This window comes from Desulfovibrio legallii (assembly GCF_900102485.1).
Lineage (GTDB): Bacteria > Desulfobacterota > Desulfovibrionia > Desulfovibrionales > Desulfovibrionaceae > Desulfovibrio > Desulfovibrio legallii_A.
The window spans coordinates 53,087-70,597 of the sequence record NZ_FNBX01000012.1 but is presented as its reverse complement, the minus strand read 5'-3'; the positions used below and the strand labels follow the sequence as shown (position 1 = coordinate 70,597).

The following is a 17,511-nucleotide window of genomic DNA, read 5'->3' as shown; positions in this document are numbered from 1 at the left end:
CGCAAAGGGGGAAGCCTTGCGGCTTCCCCCTTATAGGCTCTGTAAGCGCGTGCGCTCTTAGAAGGAGTACACGAAGCTCAGGTTCACGTTCCAGGGGTCACGCACCTGATCGCTCTTGCCGTTCAGCTTGCTGTCGCCCCACACGGAGTCGGACTGATCCAGCCAGGTGGCGATGTACGCGGCGTCCAGGAAGACGGTGAAGTTTTCGTACATCTTGTAGCTGTTGGTCAGGCCCACTTCCATGGCGGTGTCGTTGGTGGTCAGGTACAGGGGATCCATACCCACGCCGTAGGCATTGGCGCCGTCATAGACATCTGCGCGGCTGCTGGCGCTGCTGCGCAGATACCGCTTGGCCATGGTGGTGCTGTTGGTGCCACCCATGACGTTCAAGCGCAGGGTGTGCTTCAGGTTCTCCACGAAGCTCACGTCCTTGACGCGCACGCCGATGCCCCAGGTGCCGGTCATGGAGTCGCTCAGGATGGCTTCACGGGCGATATAGGGGTTGCCGTTGAGGGCGAAGTTGGAGAACTCGTTGTTGCCGTTGGCGTGCAGGGTAGGCATGCGCTCGGAACCGTTGGCCGGGTTGTTGTCGTCGCCGGAGCCGTACCAGCCGTACAGGCCGGGAACGCCCCAATCCAGCTTGTATTCAAAGAGCAGAGAGGCCAGCCAGCCGGCGCGGTTCAGGCGGCTGTCGTCATAGGTCACGGAGCCGTAGTTGAAATCCCACGCGATGCGGAAGGGATCAAACATGGTCACGTCGCCGGTCACGCCCGCCCAGATGGCGTTGCCGTATTCAAACAGGCCCTTGCCGTCAGGCGTGCCGTCCTTGTGGAGCGCGCCGCCCACGGGCAGCATGCCAGAAGCGAGGTTCCGATAGGCGTTGCCGTAGGTTGAGCTGCTGGTGCTGCTGGTGGGGTCGGCGAAGTTGCCGTCGCTGGTGCGGAAGGCGTTGGGGCCGATGCCGGCGTACATGGCCCAGGGGGTCACCTTCACGCCGTCAAAGGTCAGGGGCAACAGCAAGGCAACAAGGTCCACATTGTCCATGTAGTTGTTGCGGGTGCCGTTACGGTAGTCCTTGTCGGAGAAGTTGTCGTTGTAGGGGCGCGCCCAGAAAGCGGAGAGGCCCACGTTCTCGTTGAACTGGTAGGAGGCCACCACGGCGGCCACGTCGTCGTTCAGCACGCTGCTGGCATTGGTGGTGAAGCTGGGCAGGGCCAGGCCCTGGATGCCCATGCGCACCTTCAGGTCAGTCTGGGGCACCATCCAGTCGATGTAGGCGTTCTTCACTTCCACAACCTGGCCGTCAGCGCCCAGCGCGCCGCCCTGTTTATTTTTGCCCCAGGTCTGATCGCCGATTTCAAAGAACACGGTGCCGGACAGGGCTTCGGAGGCCACGGCGTCCAACTGCAGGCGCACGCGCTGCTTGGCCTCAAATTCGTCTTCATTGGCGTAGCGGCCGCCCTTGACCCCATTAAAGCCGGTCTGGCCGTTGCCGCCGGTGAAGCCGCCGTTCTGGCCGTAGTCAAAGCTCATGATCCACTGGCCCTTCGCCTTGAAGTCGATGGCGCTGGCGCCCGTGGCAGCGCCGAACACAAGCCCGGCCGCCAACAGAAGAGTAGCGATCTTTTTCATGGTTAACCTTCCTTTCTTTTGCCCCGCATGGGACATGGGTTTCACTGCAAACGCCTGTGGAGCGGTTTCCCGCTTCGGTGAGAATATATGCAAGCCCCGTGCACTTTGCAAGCGGAATCGTGCAAAAATTTTTACCCCTCGGCCCCCTTCCGACCCTGCCCCGGAAATTTTATCGAAAAATCATCGTATTAAATTCTTTTTAGAGAAAAAGTTTTTTTGGGGGCCGGGGCGGCGGCGGGCCAGGGACAGGAATTTTTTGCCGCATTTCCCCGTCAGGGGCCCGTCAGCCCGGTTTTGCGCGGCGGTTTAAAATTTTTTCCGCGTCAATCTGGTGACGCCGCCGCGCGGTGCACGCGGCGCTGGTCCGCCCTGCGGTCGGCGTTTTCCCGCCAGGGGGCCCTGGCCGCGGGAACAACGCGCGGCGACGCCATGCCGGCGCTCTCCCGCCAGGTCCCCAGCCGCGGCGTCACGCGCTGGCCTTGCCCGCGCTCAGGGCCGCCACCTGGGCCACATCCTTGTCGCCCCGGCCGGAGAGGTTGACCAGCAGGATGGCCTCGGGCGGCAGGGTGGGGGCCATTTTGAGGGCCTGGGCCAGAGCATGGGAGGATTCCAGCGCCGGGATGATGCCCTCGTGGCGGGAGAGGGCGAAAAAGGCGTCCAGGGCTTCCTGGTCCGTCACGCTCACATAACTGGCGCGGCCCGTATCCTTAAGCAGGGCGTGCTCCGGCCCCACCGAGGGATAGTCCAGCCCTGCGGAGATGGAGTAGACCTCCCCGGCTTCGCCCTTGGCGTCCTTGATCATATAAGAATTAAAGCCGTGCAGCACCCCCGGCTCGCCCAGGCAAAGGGAGGCCGCGTGCTGGCCGTAGCCTGTGCCGCGCCCGCCGGGCTCCACGCCGATGAGTTTGACTGCCGCGTCCTGCAAAAATCCGGCGAACAGTCCGATGGCGTTGGAGCCGCCGCCCACGCAGGCCAGGCAGGCGTCGGGCAGGCGGCCCGTCTCGCGCAGCATCTGGGCCCGGGCCTCCCGGCCGATAACCGACTGGAAGACGCGCACTATATAAGGATACGGGTGCGGCCCCACGGCCGAGCCTAGCACATAGAACATCTCCGGGTCGTTGACCCAGAGCTCCAGCGCTTCGTCCACGGCTTCCTTGAGGGTGCGCTGGCCGCTTCTGGCCGCCACCACCCGCGCGCCCAGCATCTGCATGCGCACCACGTTGAGGTGCTGGCGCTCCATATCCACTTCGCCCATGCAGATGGTGCACTCCAGCCCCATAAGGGCCGCGCTGGCCGCCGTGGCCACGCCGTGCTGGCCCGCGCCCGTTTCGGCGATGACCCGCTTTTTGCCCATGCGCCTGGCCAGCAGGCACTGGCCCAGGGTATTGTTGATTTTGTGCGCGCCCAGGTGGTTCAGATCCTCGCGCTTAAGCCAGATCTGCGCGCCCTTGCCTTCGCGGCTCAGGTTGGCGCAGTGGAACACGGGGCTGGGGCGGCCCGCAAAGTGTTCGTTAAGGCTGTCCAGCTCCCGCTGGAATTCCGGATCGGCCTGGGCGGCCTCCATGGCGCGGTTCAGTTCGTCCAGGCGCGCCTTGACCGGCTCCGGCACATACTGGCCGCCGTACGCGCCGAAAAAGCCTTTGCTGTCCGGCTTGAAGCCGGGGGTGGATTGCTCGCTCATGCCTGCTCCTTGCTGCGTTCAGGTTTCCGGGCAACAGGCCGCATTCCGTTGCCCTCGCGCGCCGTGTGGAGGGGCGCGTGCGGGGGGCGGCGGCCCCGGCTCCTGTGCCGCGCCCTGCAATAACCGCCCTTTGCGTAAAAGATTATTCTGGCGCGCGGGGCAAGCGGCTGTCAAGGCTTTGGCCCCACGGCCCGCCGCGCGACCGGACGCTGAAGGCGGCCCCGCCGCGCAACGGCCACGCCGCCGCGCCGCCGCCTTGCCGCCGGTGGGGCTTTGGCCTATACTGCGCCTTCCCCGCGGCGGACGCCGCGCAGGGTGTACACCAAGCAGAAAACAGCGCTGCGGCGCGGGTGACATAAAGACATGCTGGACGAAAAATTTACGGGCAACGGCAAGGTGGTGCTGCTGGCGGGCGGCGGCAAAATCCACACGGACATAGCCGCCCGCTTTGTACGCAGCGAACGCAGCCTGGAAGAGATTGCGGCCTCGCCCTATTCCCGCAGGATTGTGCGGAATATTCTGGAATCCGGCCACCGCGCGGCGCTGGAGTTCGATTTTTTCCTCTTCGGCGTGGAGGGCTACTCGCGCGTTACCGAAGTGCAGCTGGTGCGCAAGCGGCTGGCCTCCTACCTTATCAAGTCCGGCCGGGCGGAGCTGGGCGGCAAGCGCCGCTACAGTGTGGTCTACCCCCGCCGGGTGGCGGATTTCACCGCGCAGGTGACCCTGCCGGACGGGCGCGCGGCGGCTCTCAGCGGGCGCGATCTGGCAGACCTTTCCCGCCAGTGGTACGAGGCCGGGCTGGACGCTGGTCTGCCCGAGGAGGATCTGCGCTACCTCAAGCCCCAGGCCACGGAATTCAAGGCCATTATCGGCATGAACGCCCACGCCTTGCTGGATTGGTTCGCCATCCGCTGCTGCCGCAACGCCCAGCACGAGATCCGCCACCTGGCCTGGCAGATGCTGCGGCTCTGCCGCAAGGCCGCGCCGGATCTTTTTGCCGGGGCTGGCCCCAACTGCGTGCAGCTGGGCTACTGCCCGGAAAACCGCCTGCAGAATGAACGCTGCCGGGGCCGCATCCTGACCAAGGACGCCGCCCTGGAGCTATTGCGCGCCCGCGCGGGCGACAAGGACGCCCCCCTGCCCCCGGCGGCGGACGAATTTGACGGGGACGACCTGGCGTAGCGGCGCGCCGCAATCGGCGGCGCAGGCCTCCCGATGCAGGGCCCGGCGGGCCGCCCAAGGGCAATGGCCTGCCGGCGGTGCAGCGCCGGGGCACGGGCCGCGTTGCGGGCCGCAGCCGTGTGCGTTCAGCTTGCCGCTGGTTCCGGGGCGGCCGGGTCCGGCCCATTGACCACGGCCCCCAGCATGACGCCCAGATGGCTCATGGCCAGGCCCAGCCACCAGATGCGGTAAAAGTCGTGGCCGAAGACGCCGTTGGCGAGCCAGGCGGCGTAGCCCAGCCAGAACCAGGCCGTGAGCCGCCAGTAGACGCTGCCGTTGCCGTGGGCCCGTTCCGCGGTCAGGCGCGGCCGGATGCGGCGGTAGCCCCACCACAGAAAGCCCAGCAGGGCGGTCATGCCCAGGGCGAAGCCCAGCAGGCCGTGGGCGTAGAGGATATCCAGATACAGATTGTGCGGGTGGCTGATGGTGATGAGGTCTTTTTCCGGCGCAAGGCCCAGGGCGCGGAAGGCCTCGTTATAGGTGCCCGCGCCGCTGCCCAGCCAGGGGTGCTGCTCAAAGACGCGCCAGCCCAGCTCCCAGAGGCTCCAGCGGCCGTCTTCCAGCACGGCATCCACCTTGGCCCGGCCCTGCAGGGCCAGCACCGCCAGCAGCACCGCCAGGGCGCAGAGGGCGGGCTTAAGGCGGCGGCCTTCAGGCCAGGCCAACACAAACCAGAGGCCCACGGCGGCGGCCAGGGCCAGGGCCCCGCTGCGGCTGGCCGCGCCCACCAGCAGAAAAAAGGCGGGCCAGAGCGCCGCCAGCCACAAAAAGGCCGTGGCCGCAGGCGTCAGCGTGCGCCGCAGCACAAACCAGAGGGCAAAGGCCGGCACCAGGGCCAGGGCAATGTAGTTGCCCACGGTGTAGTCGCCGAGGCTGCCCGTGAGCCGCCCGGCGTTGCAGGGGTAGCCCATGATGAAGTCCCGCCCCGTGTGCGCCTGCCACAGCCCGTCCAGCCCCTGCCAGAAGCAGGCCAGCACGCAGGCCCAGACCAGGCGGCGCAGGTCTTTTTCGTCCCGCACGCACTCCATGGCGATAAAGGGCAGGATAAAACCTTTGTTGACGCCCGTGCCCGCGTGGAGCAGGGAGGTCGGCACGTCTTCTGAAAAGACCACGCCTATAAGGACCATGGCCCCCAGGCAATAGAACAGGGGGCGGACCGGCAGGCGGCGGAGCACGCTTTGCCGCCAGGCGCGGCGGTAGTAGAGCAGAAGGAAAATGCAGCAGAGGGGCGGCATGACCTCGCGCAGGCCGTAGCCCGCGGGAAAGGAAGCGAGAGAGAACCAGAAGCACCAGAAAAGGCAGGCGTGCGGCGCTGCGCCCGTAGGATCCCGCCAGACTGCAACCGCCTGCGCGCGCAGGCGTGCGGCGCAGGCCGCCAGGGCGGCGGCTCCGGCCTTGAGGCTCGCCGCCGGGCGGCAGCTGTGTACCTGTACTTCCATACGCGCTCCTTGCAAAAATTGCGAAGCGGCCCAGCGCCTGGTGCGGCCGGGCCATTGCGCGGCGGCAATTTATCAGGTTAGAACGGGATTGAAAAGATGGCAACACCCAGCAAAATCCTTGCTTTGGCGGCCTGCAGAAAATATACTCACTTTTTTACCTTGGCCCAGTCTTTTTTTAGAGGAACATATGGCAAGATTTACCGGTTTTGACGAAGTGCTCAGTGCGCTTTATGTGGATTTTGACAACATTTACACCAGGTTTCTTGAAATTGACCCGGAGGCGGCGCGGGCCTTTGGCTCCACGCCCTACCGCTGGGTACGCTGGATAGAGAACCACGCCCTGCGCATTCTGTACGGCGAAGGGGTGCGGCGGCGCATCCTCAAGCGCATGTGCTACCTCAACCCGCAGCGCTATCAGGAATTCCGCAATCCCTTCATCCGCAGCGCCTTTCAGGTGGTGGACTGTCCGCCCCTGACCTCGCGCGGCAAGACCAGCACGGATATCCATCTGGTCATGGACTGCATGGACGACCTCTCGCATTCCACCCATTTTGACGAATTCATCATCCTTTCCGGCGATGCGGATTTCACGCCTCTGCTCATCCGTTTGCAGGAGCACGCCCGCCGCACCCTCGTGCTTTCCGTGGGCTATTCTTCGCCCGCCTACACGGCGGCGGCCTCCTGGCGCATCCGCGAAGACTGGTTTCTGCAGCAGGCCCTGCGCGACGAGCGGACAGAGGATGCGGAAAACGAACCCCCGCGCCAGCCCCACCTGGCCACCCCCGCGGACGAGGGGGCGGCGGATGCGGAACTGCGCCGCGGCGGGGACGACGGAGAGGACACCGCGGAGCCCGCGCCGGGCAACGGCTGGTAGCGCGCCGCCCCTGCAGGGCGCCGGCGGCCCTTGAACCTCTGCCCCCGCAAGGGGGGGCAGCCTTCGGCCCTGCGCGCGCCGACGTTGGGCCGTGCGCGGGCGCGAACCGCCCTTGACGCGGCCCGCGCCCGAAGCTACATAGAAACACGTTCTTTTCTGGTTGGTTGCCCGCCTGCGGGGCCGCCCGGCGCGCCGCCGCGCGTCGGGTTCGTCTGCCAAGCAGGGCAGTTCGCCGTTTTGCCGGCCTTGCGGGCCGCGGCAGGGCGGCGCGCGTCCCCCCAGGCGCCAGCAGGAGAGCATGGCGCGCGGCCGGCCGACGCCCCACGGGGCTGAGGGCCAGGCGCGCATCCGCATGAGCGACGCCGGGCGCGCTGCCCGCCCCGGCCATTGAACCCGCCAACCCCATCGTTAAGGAGGTTCCATGTTTCGCCGAATCACTCTTGCTCTGCTGGCGCTGACCCTGTGCTGCGGTCAGGCCCTGGCCGCGGAAAAGTACATCGTGGCCAGCGACTGCACCTGGCCCCCCATGGAAATGCTGAGCGCCGACAAAAAGCCTGAGGGCTTCTCCACCGACTACATCCGCGCTGTCGCCAAAGCCGCCGGCTTTGAAGTGGAAGTGCGCAACATCGCCTGGGACGGCATCTTCGGCGGCGTGGCCACCGGCCAGTACGACATTGTCTCCTCTTCCGTGACCATCACCGAAGAGCGCAAAAAGCAGTTCGATTTTTCCGATCCCTATTATGAAGTGGTCCAGGCCGTGGTGCTGCCCGCTGGCAAGAGCATCAAGAGCCTGGCCGATCTCAAGGGCAAGAAGGTGGGCGGTCAGATCGCCACCACCGGCATCTTCGTTATCCGCAACGCCAAGGTGGGCGCGGAAATCAAGGAATACGACGACGTGGGCCTGGCCATTCAGGACATGCTGGGCGGCCGCATCGACGCCGTGATCTGCGACGACCCCGTGGCCCTGTACTATGTGAACAAAAAGGCCGACACCGCGGGCAAGCTGAACCTCTCCTTCAAGGCCGCCGAGAAGGAATACTACGGCTTTACCGTGCGCAAGGGCCGCAAAGACCTGGTGGAAAAGCTCAATAAGGGCATCAAGGCCGTCAAGGCCTCGGGCCTGGACAAAAAGCTCATCGAAAAGTGGATGGGCAAAAACTGACAAACGGACGCGGGGCGTCCGGCCCCATGCGCCGGACGCCCCGCTGCCGCTGGAAGGAGATTGCATGAGCCGTCATCTGACCCTGGCCCTGCTGGCCTTGCTGCTTTTCTGCGCGCCCGCCCGCGCCGCAGAACACTATGTGGTGGCCACAGACTGCACCTGGCCCCCCATGGAGCTGCTGGACGAAAACAAACAGCCCACGGGCTTTGACGTGGAGTACATCAAGGCCGTGGCCAAGGCCGCCGGCTTTACCGTGGATGTGCGCAACATTGCCTGGGACGGCATCTTCGGCGGTGTGGCCACCGGCCAGTACGACATCGTGGCCGCCGCCACCACCATCACCGAAGAGCGCAAAAAGCAGTTCGATTTTTCCGATCCCTATTATGAAGTGGCCCAGGCCGTGGTGCTGCCCGCTGGCAAGAGCATCAAGAGCCTGGCCGACCTCAAGGGCAAGAAGGTGGGCGGCCAGATCGGCACCACGGGCGTCTTTGTCATGCGCAAGTCCGGCGTGGCTGTGGACCTTAAGGAATACGACGACGTGGGCTTGGCCATCCAGGATATGCTGGGCGGCCGCCTTGACGCCGTGATCTGCGACGACCCCGTGGCCCTCTATTACGCCAACAAAAAGCCGGACACCGCGGGCAAGCTCAACCTCTCCTTCAAAACGGCTGCAAAAGAATACTACGGCTTTACCGTGCGCAAGGGCCGCAAGGACCTGGTGGAAAAACTCAACAAAGGCATCAAGGCTGTGCGGGCCTCCGGCGAGGAAGCCCGTCTGCTGGACAAATGGATGGGCGCGGCGCGCTAGCCCGCCGCCTTGCATCCGCGTCAAAGCGGGCGTCCGGGGCCTCCCCGGCCGCCCGTCGCCCCCTTTTGCCTTATAAGAGACCGACATGCAGGATAAAAAAGACGGCAGCAAGGGCAACATCATCATGGTCACGGACGGGGCCTCCATCCCCGATCCGCGCGAATGGCGGCTTATCAACGCCTGGTCCCTGGCTCTGGCCGGGGCGGTGATCACCCTCAGCACCCTCTGTCTGCTCTGGCCGGAACCCTATTTTCGCATCCTGCTCTATCTGCCGGACGGCGTATTCATTACCTTCAAAATAACCCTGCTCTCCATCTGCTGTGCCGTGCCCCTGGGCCTGTTCACCGGGCTCGGCCGCATTTCGGACAACCGCCTTATCAACCTTGTGGCCTCCACCTATGTGGAGGTCATCCGCGGCATCCCCCTGCTGGTGCAGATTTTTTACATCTACTACGCCATGTCGCGCTTTGTGCAGGTGAGCGGCATCACCTCCGCCGTGGTGGCCATCAGCTTCTGCTACGGGGCCTACATGGGCGAGGTTTTCCGCGCCGGCATCACGGCCATCAACAAAGGCCAGAGCGAGGCCGCCCGCTCCCTGGGCTTCAACCGCTACCAGACCATGCGGCATGTGGTGCTGCCCCAGGCCATGCGCACCATTCTGCCCCCGGTGGGCAACGAATGCATCGCCATGCTCAAGGATACCTCTCTGGTCTCCATCATGGCCGTGCCGGACATCATGCAGCGCGCCCGCAGCTTTGTGGGCACCACCTACCTGTACTTTGAAACCTACACCATGGTGGCCCTGCTCTACCTCATCATTACGCTGGTCCTCTCCAAAGCCGTGAGCATCATGGAATCCAGGTTGAACTACTATGACGGAAAGTAACCCCGCCGCGTCCGCATCCGCCGCCCCGGCCGCCGCAGCTTCCCCGGCCGCGCCCATCATTTCCATCGACCACGTCTGGAAATACTTCGGCGCGCTGCCCGCCCTCCAGGACGTAAGCCTGGACATCGCCCCCGGCGAGCGCGTGGTCATCATCGGCCCTTCCGGCTCCGGCAAATCCACCCTGCTGCGCTCCATCAACCGCCTGGAAGAAATTGACCAGGGCAGCATCATGGTCCAGGGCAAGGACATCCAGAGCGACCAGAACAACATCAACGAAATGCGCCAGAACCTGGGCATGGTCTTTCAGCAGTTCAATCTCTTTCCCCACAAGACCGTGCTGGAAAATCTGACCCTGGCCCCCATCATCCTGCGCAAGCTCTCCCGCGAGGACGCCGACGCCCGCGCCCTGACCCTGCTCAAAAAAGTGGGCATCAGCGATAAGGCCAACGTCTACCCCGCCATGCTCTCCGGCGGCCAGCAGCAGCGTGTGGCCATCGCCCGCGCCCTGGCCATGCAGCCCGCCATCATGCTCTTTGACGAGCCCACCTCCGCCCTGGACCCGGAAATGGTGGGCGAAGTGCTGGACGTTATGGTCAAACTGGCCGAAGAAGGCATGACCATGGTCTGCGTTACCCACGAAATGGGCTTCGCCCGCACCGTGGCCGACCGCCTTATCTTTATGGACCAGGGCCAGATCGTGGAAATGGGCAAGCCAGAGCACCTCTTTACCGCCCCCCGCCACCCCCGGCTGCGCCAGTTTCTGAACCAGATTTTGTAGGGCTTGGGACGGGAATGCCTTTGGGGGGCAGGGAGCTTCTGCCTGCAAAAGCTCCCTGCCCCCCACGCCCCCATCCTTCGGGCAGGGCAGAAGCCGGAGAAGACGCGCCCGCAACCCTTGCAATCCGCAGCGCGCCTGGATGACCGGATGCGCGAAGGTGCGCCATGCAAAAAGAAACCGTAGCCGTGGCCGTAAGCGGCGGCGTAGACAGCCTGTGCGCGCTGCTGCTTCTGCGGCGCGCAGGGCACGATGTGCTGGCCCTGCACGGTCTGTTCCGCCCGGAGGGGCCGGAAACCGCGCCCGCGGGCCTTGCCGCGGCCTGCGCGGCCCTGGGCGTGCCCCTGCATGTGGCGGACCTGCGCCAGGTCTTCGCGCGGGAGGTGCTCGCCCCTTTTGCCGCCGCCTACGCCGCCGGACGCACGCCCAATCCCTGCGCCCGCTGCAACCGGGAAATCAAGTTCGGCGCGCTGCTGGACGCGGCCCTGGCTCTGGGCGCCACAAGCCTGGCCACGGGCCACTACGCCAGGCTGGTTTCCGGCCCGGACAGGCCGGACCTGCCCTTGTTGGCTGCGGCGGCGGACGCCGCCAAGGACCAGAGCTATTTTTTGAGTCTGGTGCCGCGCCAGCGCCTGGCCCGCGCCCGTTTCCCCCTGGCCGGGCAGGACAAGGCGACTACCCGCGCGCTGGTGGCCCAGGCCGGGCTTGCCGTGCCCCTGCCCGGCGAAAGTCAGGATATCTGCTTTGTGCCCCCGCCGGATCAAGGCGCGGGCAATGAGGCCTACCGGCCCTTTCTGGAGCGCCATTGGCGCAACGCCGGGCTGGCCGCGCCCGCTCCCGGCCCGGTGCTGCTGGCGGATGGCCAGGGCGGGCGGCGCGAAATCGGCCGCCACCGGGGCCTCTGGCGCTACACCGAGGGCCAGCGCAAGGGCCTGGGCATTGCCTACAGCGAGCCCCTGTATGTGCTCGCCAAGGACAGCGTCGCCAATGCCCTGGTGGTGGGGCCCCGCGCGCTTCTGGGCATCCGCCGCTGCGCCACGGCCCCGGCCAACCTGATGCTGCCTGTGGCGTGCTGGCCGCCGGATATCCGCGTCCGCCTGCGCTATCGCCAGCGGCCAGTCCCCGCCCGCGTGACGCTGGCCCCGGACGGCGGGCTGCGCATTGCCCTGGCGGAGCCGCTTTTCCCCACGGCTCCCGGGCAGGTGGCCGCCGTGTACGACGGCCAGGGCCGCGTGCTGGCCGCCGGGGTGGTGACGGCTATGGCGCAGGGGCCTCAGACAGCGTCTTTTTGATCATAAAAACCGCTCACCGCGTCGCCCAGGCGGATGGCGCAAGGCGCAAAGCCGTGCGCGGCCAGGATGGCCTCCACCTGCGGGCGCAGGGCTGCGGGCAGGCGCTGGACCTGCAGCAGGGGTTCGGGCGTGACGCGCAGGCGGAAGTCCCCCAGGGCGGGTTCCTCAGCCCTGTTCGCATTTTTTTTCATAGCGACGGCCGCCGAAGACCCTGCCTTGGGCGTGGTCAGGGCGGCCAGGGCCGTCTCGGCGGCGGCCAGGCGGCGCAGCAGGTCTTCCGTAGGCGTCAGGCCGTAAGCCAGACGGGTGAGCAGGCAGGGCCGGGCGCGTTGGTCAGGCTGGTCCAGGCCGGTCTGCCGGGCCAGAAGACGGATGTGGTCCTTGGCGAGGCCCGCTTCGGCCAGGGGAGAGCGCACGCCCCCTTCCTTAAGCGCCCGCAGCCCGGGGCGGAAGGCGGTCATGTCGTCGGCGTTGGTGCCGTCGCAGAGCGGAAGAGGGGCGGCCCGCGCCGAGGGGCCGGACGGAACGGGGGCCAGGGCCGTCGCTGCCGGAGCCAGCGGCAGCACTATCCGCACCACGGCGATGAGCCCGCGTTTGCAGTCATAGCAGCGCTGGCGGCTGTTGGCGGCCACTTCCGGCAAGGGCAGGGGATTATAGCGCACCGGCAGCAGGGGCAGGCCCCGCTGTTGCGCCCAGGCCTGTGCGGCGGCGCTTTCCTGGGCGGGGACGTGCGGGCCTGCGGCGTGTACTGCCAGCACGCGGCAGCCGCAGAGCAGGGCCGCGTGGCAGAGGAAGCGGCTGTCCAGCCCGCCGGAAAGGGCCACGGCGCAGACCGGCAGGCCGTGGAGAATTTCCCGCAGGCGGTCGGGCAGCAGGGCGGCGGTGGTTGCGGCAGGGTTCATAGCGTTCCTGTTGTCATGGGGTTCCAAGGGGGCCGCGCTCCTCTGGCCGCCGGAGGCAGCCGCGCGCGGCGCCCCTTACAGGGCCGTGCCCAGGGCCCAGAGTGCGCCGTTGGGCACATGGGGGAAGACTTTGTCGCCATAGCTGATGCAGCTTTTGCGCACGGTCATGGCGGGCCAGGGCCCGAAATCGGCCCTGAAGGCTTTGAGCAGGCAGAGCGCGGTGGGGGTGACGGTTTCGCCCTGGCCGTCAAAGCCTTGCACGGCCACGCCTTGCAGCATGTGGAGCACGGCCGGGGCCGGAGCGGGCAGGCAGCCGTGGGCGCAGTGCACCGTGCCGTCGGCCAGGGGCAGGGGGCTGCACACAAAGCGCCGGGGGGCCAGCAGGGTGAACAGGCGGCAGGCGAGGCAGATATCCAGGATGCTGTCCAGCGCGCCCACTTCGTGGAAGGTCACTTGCTCCGGGCTTTTGCCGTGTACCGCGCCCTCGGCGGCGGCCAGGACGGTGAAGGCCTGGCGGGCCAGATCGGCGGCGGCGGCGGGCAGGGCGCTGGCGTCCAGCAGGGCGAGGATGTCCGCCAGGCTGCGGTGACTGTGCTCGTGGGGCAGCTGGATGCGGCAGCCCACGCCGGCGATGCCGTTGACCTGCCGTGCTTCCAGCCGCAAAACGCCGCGCAGAGCGGGCAGGCGCAGCTCTTCCGTCAGGGCGTCCAGAGCCGGGGCGTCCAGGCCCAGCAGGGCGGCCAGGCCGCTCAGGAGCATGTCGCCGGAAAGGCCGGAGGCGGGCCGGACAGTCAGCACCACATCGCCGACAGGGCTTTCGTCGGGGGCGCCCGGCTCCGGCCCGTGGTGCGGGTGGGCCTCCGCGTGCGCGGCGGGGGCATGGCGGCCGCGGGCGGTCGCGGCCTGAGGCGGCGTCAGGGTTTGCCGGGGCATGAGGATTCCTTGTCGTTGAGAAGATTGATGATCCTGGCCGCGGCGCAGGCCGCGCCGTAGCCGTTGTCGATATTCATGACGCCCACGCCGGGCGCGCAGCTCACCAGCATGGCGGCCAGGGCCGTCTGGCCGTGACGGGCCATGCCGTAACCCACGGAGGTGGGCACGGCGAAGACCGGCCGGGGGGTAAGCCCTCCTACCACCGAGGCCAGGGCCGCGTCCAGGCCCGCCGTTACGATGATCGCGTCGGCGGCGGCCAGATCCGGCAGGCTGGCGGTGATGCGCCAGAGCCCGGCCACGCCGTTGTCCTCAATCACCAGGCGGGTGATGCCGAGATATTCCAGGGTGCGGGCGGCCTCCCAGAGCACGGAGCCGTCGGCCGTGCCGGCGGAGACCAGGGCGACGCGGCCGTGTGGCTTGGGGGGCAGGGGCCGGGTGAAGGCCGTGCGGGACAGGGGGTGGTAGTTGTAGCGGGCGCGGAGGTCTTCAGGCGCGGCGGCAAAGACCTCAGGCGCAAGCCTGGTGAACAGCACGGGTGCGGCGTCGGCGGCGCGGTCGCGCAAAAGGCCCAGTACGGCCTCGCGGGGCTTGCCCTGGCAGAAAACGGCTTCGGGCAGGCCGATGCGGGCGTGACGGCCGTGGTCAAACAGCACGCCGTAGTTGGTGGTTTGGTTGGTCATGGCGGTGTAAGCTCAGCGGCGCAGGATGGTGCGCAGGGTTGCGGCCTCCGGGCCGGAGCAGCGGTCAAGGGCCTGCGCCACGCGGGCGTTGACCGCTGCGTGGCGGGGGGCCAGATCATAGAGGGATGCGGCCGCGGCGGCGCAGACGGGGAAGTTCGGGTCTTTTTGCAGGCCCGCGGCGTTGAGCCTGGCGTAGCGCAGGGCCGCTTCCAGAATGGGATCCAGATAGGCCGTGTCGCCGGAGGCGAAGTAGGCGGTCCAGTACATCTGGAGCACGGTCTTTTCCGCATAGAGGTTCCAGCGCAGCAGGGGGGCCGGGCTCTCGGCAATCTGGCGTTGCAGCAGGGCCTCTTCGGGCTGCAGCAGACTGTGGATCAGCGTTGCGGCGTCGGGCAGCAGGGCCAGGTGCGCGGTCCAGGCCAGGGTGCGGCGGCCGTCGCGGCTCAGGCCGGGCTGGGGCGGCAGGAGCCGCTGCCGGGCCGTGGGGTCGCGACGCAGCACTTCCGCCAGAAAGGCGGCCAGGGTCAGTTGTTTGCGGCTGTCGGCAAGCACGCCCTGGGCGTCAAAGGTGCGCAGGATGCCGGGCAGGGTTTCGGCGCGTTTTTCCTGGTAATAGTATTCCATGTCCCTGGCGTAGAAGGGCACGCCCTTGGCGATGGTCAGGGCCGTGGCCGGGCGGGCCGCCCAGAGGAAGATCAGGGGCAGCAGGGCCGCCAGCAGGGCGGCGAAGGGGGGGGCAGGGCAGCGGCGCATGGTCAGTCAAAATCCGCCAGCAGGGCGTCCAGATTAAGGCAGGCGAGGGGGCTTTCGCGCAGGCGGGTGAGCAGGCGCACGCGCGCCTCCAGCAGATGCGGCGAGGAAACCCCGTTGCGGATGGAGCTGTGGGCCTCCAGAAAAGCGGCAAGGTTGTCGCAGTCTTTGAGCAGGCGGCCGTCCTTGGGGTCCTGATCGTCCGTGTTGCCTTCGCGCTGCAGGGCGTTGAAGTCGTCCAGAGCAAGGACGCGGCCCTGGCGGCGGACGCATTCCTGAAATTCCGAGCCCACTTCCAGACCGAGAAAGTAGGCGATGTGGTCCACCAGGCCGGTAAAGCCTTCGTCCCGCAGGGGGGCGAACAAGCGGCGCTCCAGCTCCGCTTCTTCATATTCTTTGATGAGCGGGGGCAAGCTGGCCACGGATTGCTTGACGGGCGAGATGATGTCGCGGGTGAGGACTTCGGGCAGGTCGTGGAACAGGCCGCAGAAGAAGTTGTTGTCGGCCCTGGCCGGGCAGGCCTTGACCGTGAGGCTGAAAAAATAGGCCAGGCAGGCCACAATGAACATGTGCCCCAGCACGGAGGTGGAAGGGATGCGCGGGGCCTGTGTCCAGCGGATCTGGAAGCGCAGCTGCCCGCAGAGGTTGGCCAGCCGGGCCAGGGCCGTGCGGGGGGTGCGCATGGCGGCCAGGCCGGGCAGGTCGGCAAAGCCGTCCAGCCGGTCGGGGAAGGACTGGCCGATGTCGCCCATCTCGTCGTCAAAGGGGGCGTTGCAAGGTTCGATGAGCCGGAATTCCCACTGGGAGGCATAGAGGTGGGCGGCGGTGAGGATGCGCCGGGCCGGGCTTTCTTCGTCCGGGTTCAGGTGCCAGGCGCGCATGCGCTTCCAGAAAGGGCCCAGGGGGGCCAGAGAAGGCGCCAGGCGCTGCAGGACGTGCTCGGTAAGCTCACGGAACTGGCGGGGGTTTTCCTTGATCCGATAATAGATGGGCGGCTTGATGTCTGTGATGATGGCCCGGTAGAAGTAGTCAAAAAGGCCCCCTTCGACGATTTCCGTGGCCAGGGCCACGCGCCGGGCCGTGTCCGCGCCGCGGCTGTATTCGTGCCAGAGCACGCAGGCCAGCAGCATCTTGTGGGCCTGCTTGTCGATTTCAAGCAGCTCCACGGGGCGCAGCTTGTCGTTCCAGCGCAGCAGATACGCGCCGGAAAAGATGAGCTCCAGCAGACTCTTGCGGATGACGGGCATGGGGGCCTCCCGGTATGCCGACAAAAAACAGTTGGCAGTATAGGGTCTCATGGTGTAAAGCTCAAGCGCTTCGCAGCGCTTTCGGCCGGGGGGGGACGCATCGCTTCCGCTTCGGGCCGGGCAGGCCGGGCCCGTGTGGGGCCCGCGCCCCTTGCGGCGCGCAAAAGGCGTTCCGCCCCTTGACACGCCGGCGCGTTTTGCTGTATTGAAGCTTCCTTTGCTGCGATACTGTCGTCATTCCCCGTTGGGCGGCGCATCGCGGGTTTGAAACGCCAAGCTGCCTGACGGCCGCCGATATTTGCAGAGTGAGGAGTCATTCCCATGAAAACGTTCAGCCCCACCCCCAAGGACATCAACCGCCAGTGGTTTGTGGTGGACGCTCAGGATCAGGTGCTCGGCCGTCTGGCCAGCCAGATCGCCCACCGCCTGCGCGGCAAGCACAAGCCCGAGTTCGCCCCGCATATGGACAACGGGGACTTCATCGTGGTGGTCAACTGCGAGAAGATCAAGGTCACCGGCAACAAGCTGCAGGACAAAAAGTACTACCGGCATTCCGGCTGGGTGGGCGGTCTTAAGACCACCGTGCTCGGCGACGTGCTGGCCCAGCACCCCGACCGGGCGCTTATGTCCGCCGTGCGCGGCATGCTGCCCAAGAACCGCCTGGGCCGGGCCATGCTCAAGAAACTCAAGATCTATGCCGGGGCCGAGCATCCCCATGCGGCCCAGAACCCGCAGCCGCTGACCCTGACGCACTAGCCAAGGACGGAGAACGCCATGAGCGAAAAATTTGAATACGGCACCGGCCGCCGCAAGACCGCCACGGCCCGCACCCGCGTCTACGCCGGTTCCGGGGCCATTGTGGTCAATGGCCGCGCGTTTGAGGAATACTTCCCGCGCAAGACCCTCCAGATGATCATCCGCCAGCCCCTGGTTCTTTCCAAGCTGGCCGAGAAGCTGGACGTGCGCGTTAACGTGGCCGGCGGCGGCGTGAGCGGCCAGGCCGAGGCCGTGCGCCACGGCATTTCCCGCGCCCTGCTGGCCGTGGACCCCGCCCTGCGGCCCATGCTCAAGAAGGCCGGGTTCCTCACCCGCGACGCCCGCAAGAAAGAGCGTAAAAAGTACGGTCTGCGCGCAGCCCGCGCCCGGTACCAGTACTCCAAACGTTAATATGGTCGCGAGGGCCGCGCCGCAGCGCTCAGCAGAGCAAGGCGGGGCGGCCCTCGCGCACG

General features: G+C 66.8%; 17 protein-coding genes. 9 read left to right on the top strand and 8 right to left on the bottom strand.

Annotation, left to right across the window (positions count from 1 at the left end):
• Positions 1-57: 57 nt before the first annotated feature.
• Positions 58-1,632: an outer membrane homotrimeric porin gene (locus tag BLS55_RS08385; protein WP_165450936.1), complete on the bottom strand. Its 1,575-nt coding sequence runs from the start codon at positions 1,630-1,632 to the stop codon at positions 58-60.
• Positions 1,633-2,098: 466 nt separating this feature from the next.
• Positions 2,099-3,313, bottom strand: coding sequence for a tryptophan synthase subunit beta (trpB, locus tag BLS55_RS08380; RefSeq protein WP_092154259.1), 1,215 nt, complete (start codon positions 3,311-3,313; stop codon positions 2,099-2,101).
• 363 nt (positions 3,314-3,676) lie between these two features.
• Between trpB and thyX the strand changes: the two genes are divergently transcribed.
• Complete coding sequence (thyX, locus tag BLS55_RS08375) at positions 3,677-4,495, top strand: FAD-dependent thymidylate synthase (protein ID WP_092154257.1); 819 nt, start codon at positions 3,677-3,679, stop codon at positions 4,493-4,495.
• Positions 4,496-4,620: 125 nt separating this feature from the next.
• Here thyX and BLS55_RS08370 read toward each other — a convergent pair whose 3' ends face one another.
• Positions 4,621-5,973 (bottom strand): O-antigen ligase family protein, encoded by a 1,353-nt coding sequence (locus tag BLS55_RS08370; RefSeq protein ID WP_092154255.1) that lies wholly within the window; start codon positions 5,971-5,973, stop codon positions 4,621-4,623.
• A gap of 187 nt (positions 5,974-6,160) precedes the next feature.
• Between BLS55_RS08370 and BLS55_RS08365 the strand changes: the two genes are divergently transcribed.
• The 6 genes from BLS55_RS08365 to BLS55_RS08340 all read left to right on the top strand — a co-directional run bounded on the left by BLS55_RS08365 (position 6,161) and on the right by BLS55_RS08340 (position 11,770).
• Positions 6,161-6,847, top strand: coding sequence for an NYN domain-containing protein (locus BLS55_RS08365; protein WP_092154254.1), 687 nt, complete (start codon positions 6,161-6,163; stop codon positions 6,845-6,847).
• Between the two features lie 421 nt (positions 6,848-7,268).
• The gene (locus BLS55_RS08360; RefSeq protein ID WP_092154252.1) at positions 7,269-8,009 is read left to right on the top strand and encodes a basic amino acid ABC transporter substrate-binding protein; all 741 of its coding nucleotides are present in this window, start codon (positions 7,269-7,271) and stop codon (positions 8,007-8,009) included.
• Positions 8,010-8,073: 64 nt separating this feature from the next.
• On the top strand, positions 8,074-8,817 hold the full coding sequence (locus tag BLS55_RS08355) for a basic amino acid ABC transporter substrate-binding protein (protein WP_092154250.1): 744 nt from the start codon (positions 8,074-8,076) through the stop codon (positions 8,815-8,817).
• Positions 8,818-8,902: 85 nt separating this feature from the next.
• On the top strand, positions 8,903-9,703 hold the full coding sequence (locus tag BLS55_RS08350; protein ID WP_092154248.1) for an amino acid ABC transporter permease: 801 nt from the start codon (positions 8,903-8,905) through the stop codon (positions 9,701-9,703).
• A complete protein-coding gene (locus tag BLS55_RS08345; protein WP_092154246.1) occupies positions 9,690-10,481 on the top strand; it encodes an amino acid ABC transporter ATP-binding protein in 792 nt (263 codons plus the stop codon). The genes BLS55_RS08350 and BLS55_RS08345 overlap by 14 nt, the downstream gene beginning before the upstream one ends.
• Positions 10,482-10,645: 164 nt before the next feature.
• Positions 10,646-11,770 carry a tRNA-specific 2-thiouridylase gene (locus BLS55_RS08340; RefSeq protein WP_092154244.1) on the top strand — a complete coding sequence of 375 codons (1,125 nt, stop codon included), beginning with the start codon at positions 10,646-10,648 and terminating at the stop codon, positions 11,768-11,770.
• Here BLS55_RS08340 and BLS55_RS08335 read toward each other — a convergent pair.
• The 5 genes from BLS55_RS08335 to BLS55_RS08315 form a co-directional block, all read right to left on the bottom strand.
• Positions 11,752-12,672 carry an adenine nucleotide alpha-hydrolase family protein gene (locus BLS55_RS08335; RefSeq protein ID WP_092154242.1) on the bottom strand — a complete coding sequence of 307 codons (921 nt, stop codon included), beginning with the start codon at positions 12,670-12,672 and terminating at the stop codon, positions 11,752-11,754. The genes BLS55_RS08340 and BLS55_RS08335 overlap by 19 nt on opposite strands.
• Before the next feature lie 75 nt (positions 12,673-12,747).
• Positions 12,748-13,605: a nickel pincer cofactor biosynthesis protein LarC gene (gene larC / locus BLS55_RS08330; RefSeq protein WP_092154240.1), complete on the bottom strand. Its 858-nt coding sequence runs from the start codon at positions 13,603-13,605 to the stop codon at positions 12,748-12,750.
• Complete coding sequence (gene larB, locus BLS55_RS08325) at positions 13,587-14,285, bottom strand: nickel pincer cofactor biosynthesis protein LarB (protein WP_092154238.1); 699 nt, start codon at positions 14,283-14,285, stop codon at positions 13,587-13,589. The genes larC and larB overlap by 19 nt, the downstream gene beginning before the upstream one ends.
• 12 nt (positions 14,286-14,297) lie before the next feature.
• Positions 14,298-15,038, bottom strand: coding sequence for a translation initiation factor 2 (locus BLS55_RS08320; protein ID WP_092154236.1), 741 nt, complete (start codon positions 15,036-15,038; stop codon positions 14,298-14,300).
• Between the two features lie 2 nt (positions 15,039-15,040).
• Complete coding sequence (locus BLS55_RS08315) at positions 15,041-16,282, bottom strand: HD domain-containing protein (RefSeq protein WP_092154234.1); 1,242 nt, start codon at positions 16,280-16,282, stop codon at positions 15,041-15,043.
• Between the two features lie 321 nt (positions 16,283-16,603).
• Here BLS55_RS08315 and rplM point away from each other — a divergent pair, with 321 nt between their 5' ends.
• Together rplM and rpsI are read left to right on the top strand one after the other, a co-directional pair.
• Positions 16,604-17,038 (top strand): 50S ribosomal protein L13, encoded by a 435-nt coding sequence (rplM, locus tag BLS55_RS08310; protein WP_092154232.1) that lies wholly within the window; start codon positions 16,604-16,606, stop codon positions 17,036-17,038.
• Positions 17,039-17,056: 18 nt separating this feature from the next.
• Positions 17,057-17,449 (top strand): 30S ribosomal protein S9, encoded by a 393-nt coding sequence (gene rpsI / locus BLS55_RS08305; RefSeq protein ID WP_092154230.1) that lies wholly within the window; start codon positions 17,057-17,059, stop codon positions 17,447-17,449.
• The last annotated feature ends 62 nt before the right edge of the window (positions 17,450-17,511 follow it).

Coding starts and splice junctions, on each gene's coding strand:
- rpsI (WP_092154230.1), top strand. CDS start 17,057: ATGAGCGAAAAATTTGAATACGGCACCGGCCGCCGCAAGACCGCCACG.
- BLS55_RS08365 (WP_092154254.1), top strand. CDS start 6,161: ATGGCAAGATTTACCGGTTTTGACGAAGTGCTCAGTGCGCTTTATGTG.
- BLS55_RS08350 (WP_092154248.1), top strand. CDS start 8,903: ATGCAGGATAAAAAAGACGGCAGCAAGGGCAACATCATCATGGTCACG.
- trpB (WP_092154259.1), bottom strand. CDS start 3,313: ATGAGCGAGCAATCCACCCCCGGCTTCAAGCCGGACAGCAAAGGCTTT.
- thyX (WP_092154257.1), top strand. CDS start 3,677: ATGCTGGACGAAAAATTTACGGGCAACGGCAAGGTGGTGCTGCTGGCG.
- BLS55_RS08345 (WP_092154246.1), top strand. CDS start 9,690: ATGACGGAAAGTAACCCCGCCGCGTCCGCATCCGCCGCCCCGGCCGCC.
- BLS55_RS08335 (WP_092154242.1), bottom strand. CDS start 12,672: ATGAACCCTGCCGCAACCACCGCCGCCCTGCTGCCCGACCGCCTGCGG.
- BLS55_RS08355 (WP_092154250.1), top strand. CDS start 8,074: ATGAGCCGTCATCTGACCCTGGCCCTGCTGGCCTTGCTGCTTTTCTGC.
- larB (WP_092154238.1), bottom strand. CDS start 14,285: ATGACCAACCAAACCACCAACTACGGCGTGCTGTTTGACCACGGCCGT.
- BLS55_RS08320 (WP_092154236.1), bottom strand. CDS start 15,038: ATGCGCCGCTGCCCTGCCCCCCCCTTCGCCGCCCTGCTGGCGGCCCTG.
- BLS55_RS08340 (WP_092154244.1), top strand. CDS start 10,646: ATGCAAAAAGAAACCGTAGCCGTGGCCGTAAGCGGCGGCGTAGACAGC.
- rplM (WP_092154232.1), top strand. CDS start 16,604: ATGAAAACGTTCAGCCCCACCCCCAAGGACATCAACCGCCAGTGGTTT.
- BLS55_RS08315 (WP_092154234.1), bottom strand. CDS start 16,282: ATGCCCGTCATCCGCAAGAGTCTGCTGGAGCTCATCTTTTCCGGCGCG.
- larC (WP_092154240.1), bottom strand. CDS start 13,605: ATGCCCCGGCAAACCCTGACGCCGCCTCAGGCCGCGACCGCCCGCGGC.
- BLS55_RS08360 (WP_092154252.1), top strand. CDS start 7,269: ATGTTTCGCCGAATCACTCTTGCTCTGCTGGCGCTGACCCTGTGCTGC.
- BLS55_RS08385 (WP_165450936.1), bottom strand. CDS start 1,632: ATGAAAAAGATCGCTACTCTTCTGTTGGCGGCCGGGCTTGTGTTCGGC.
- BLS55_RS08370 (WP_092154255.1), bottom strand. CDS start 5,973: ATGGAAGTACAGGTACACAGCTGCCGCCCGGCGGCGAGCCTCAAGGCC.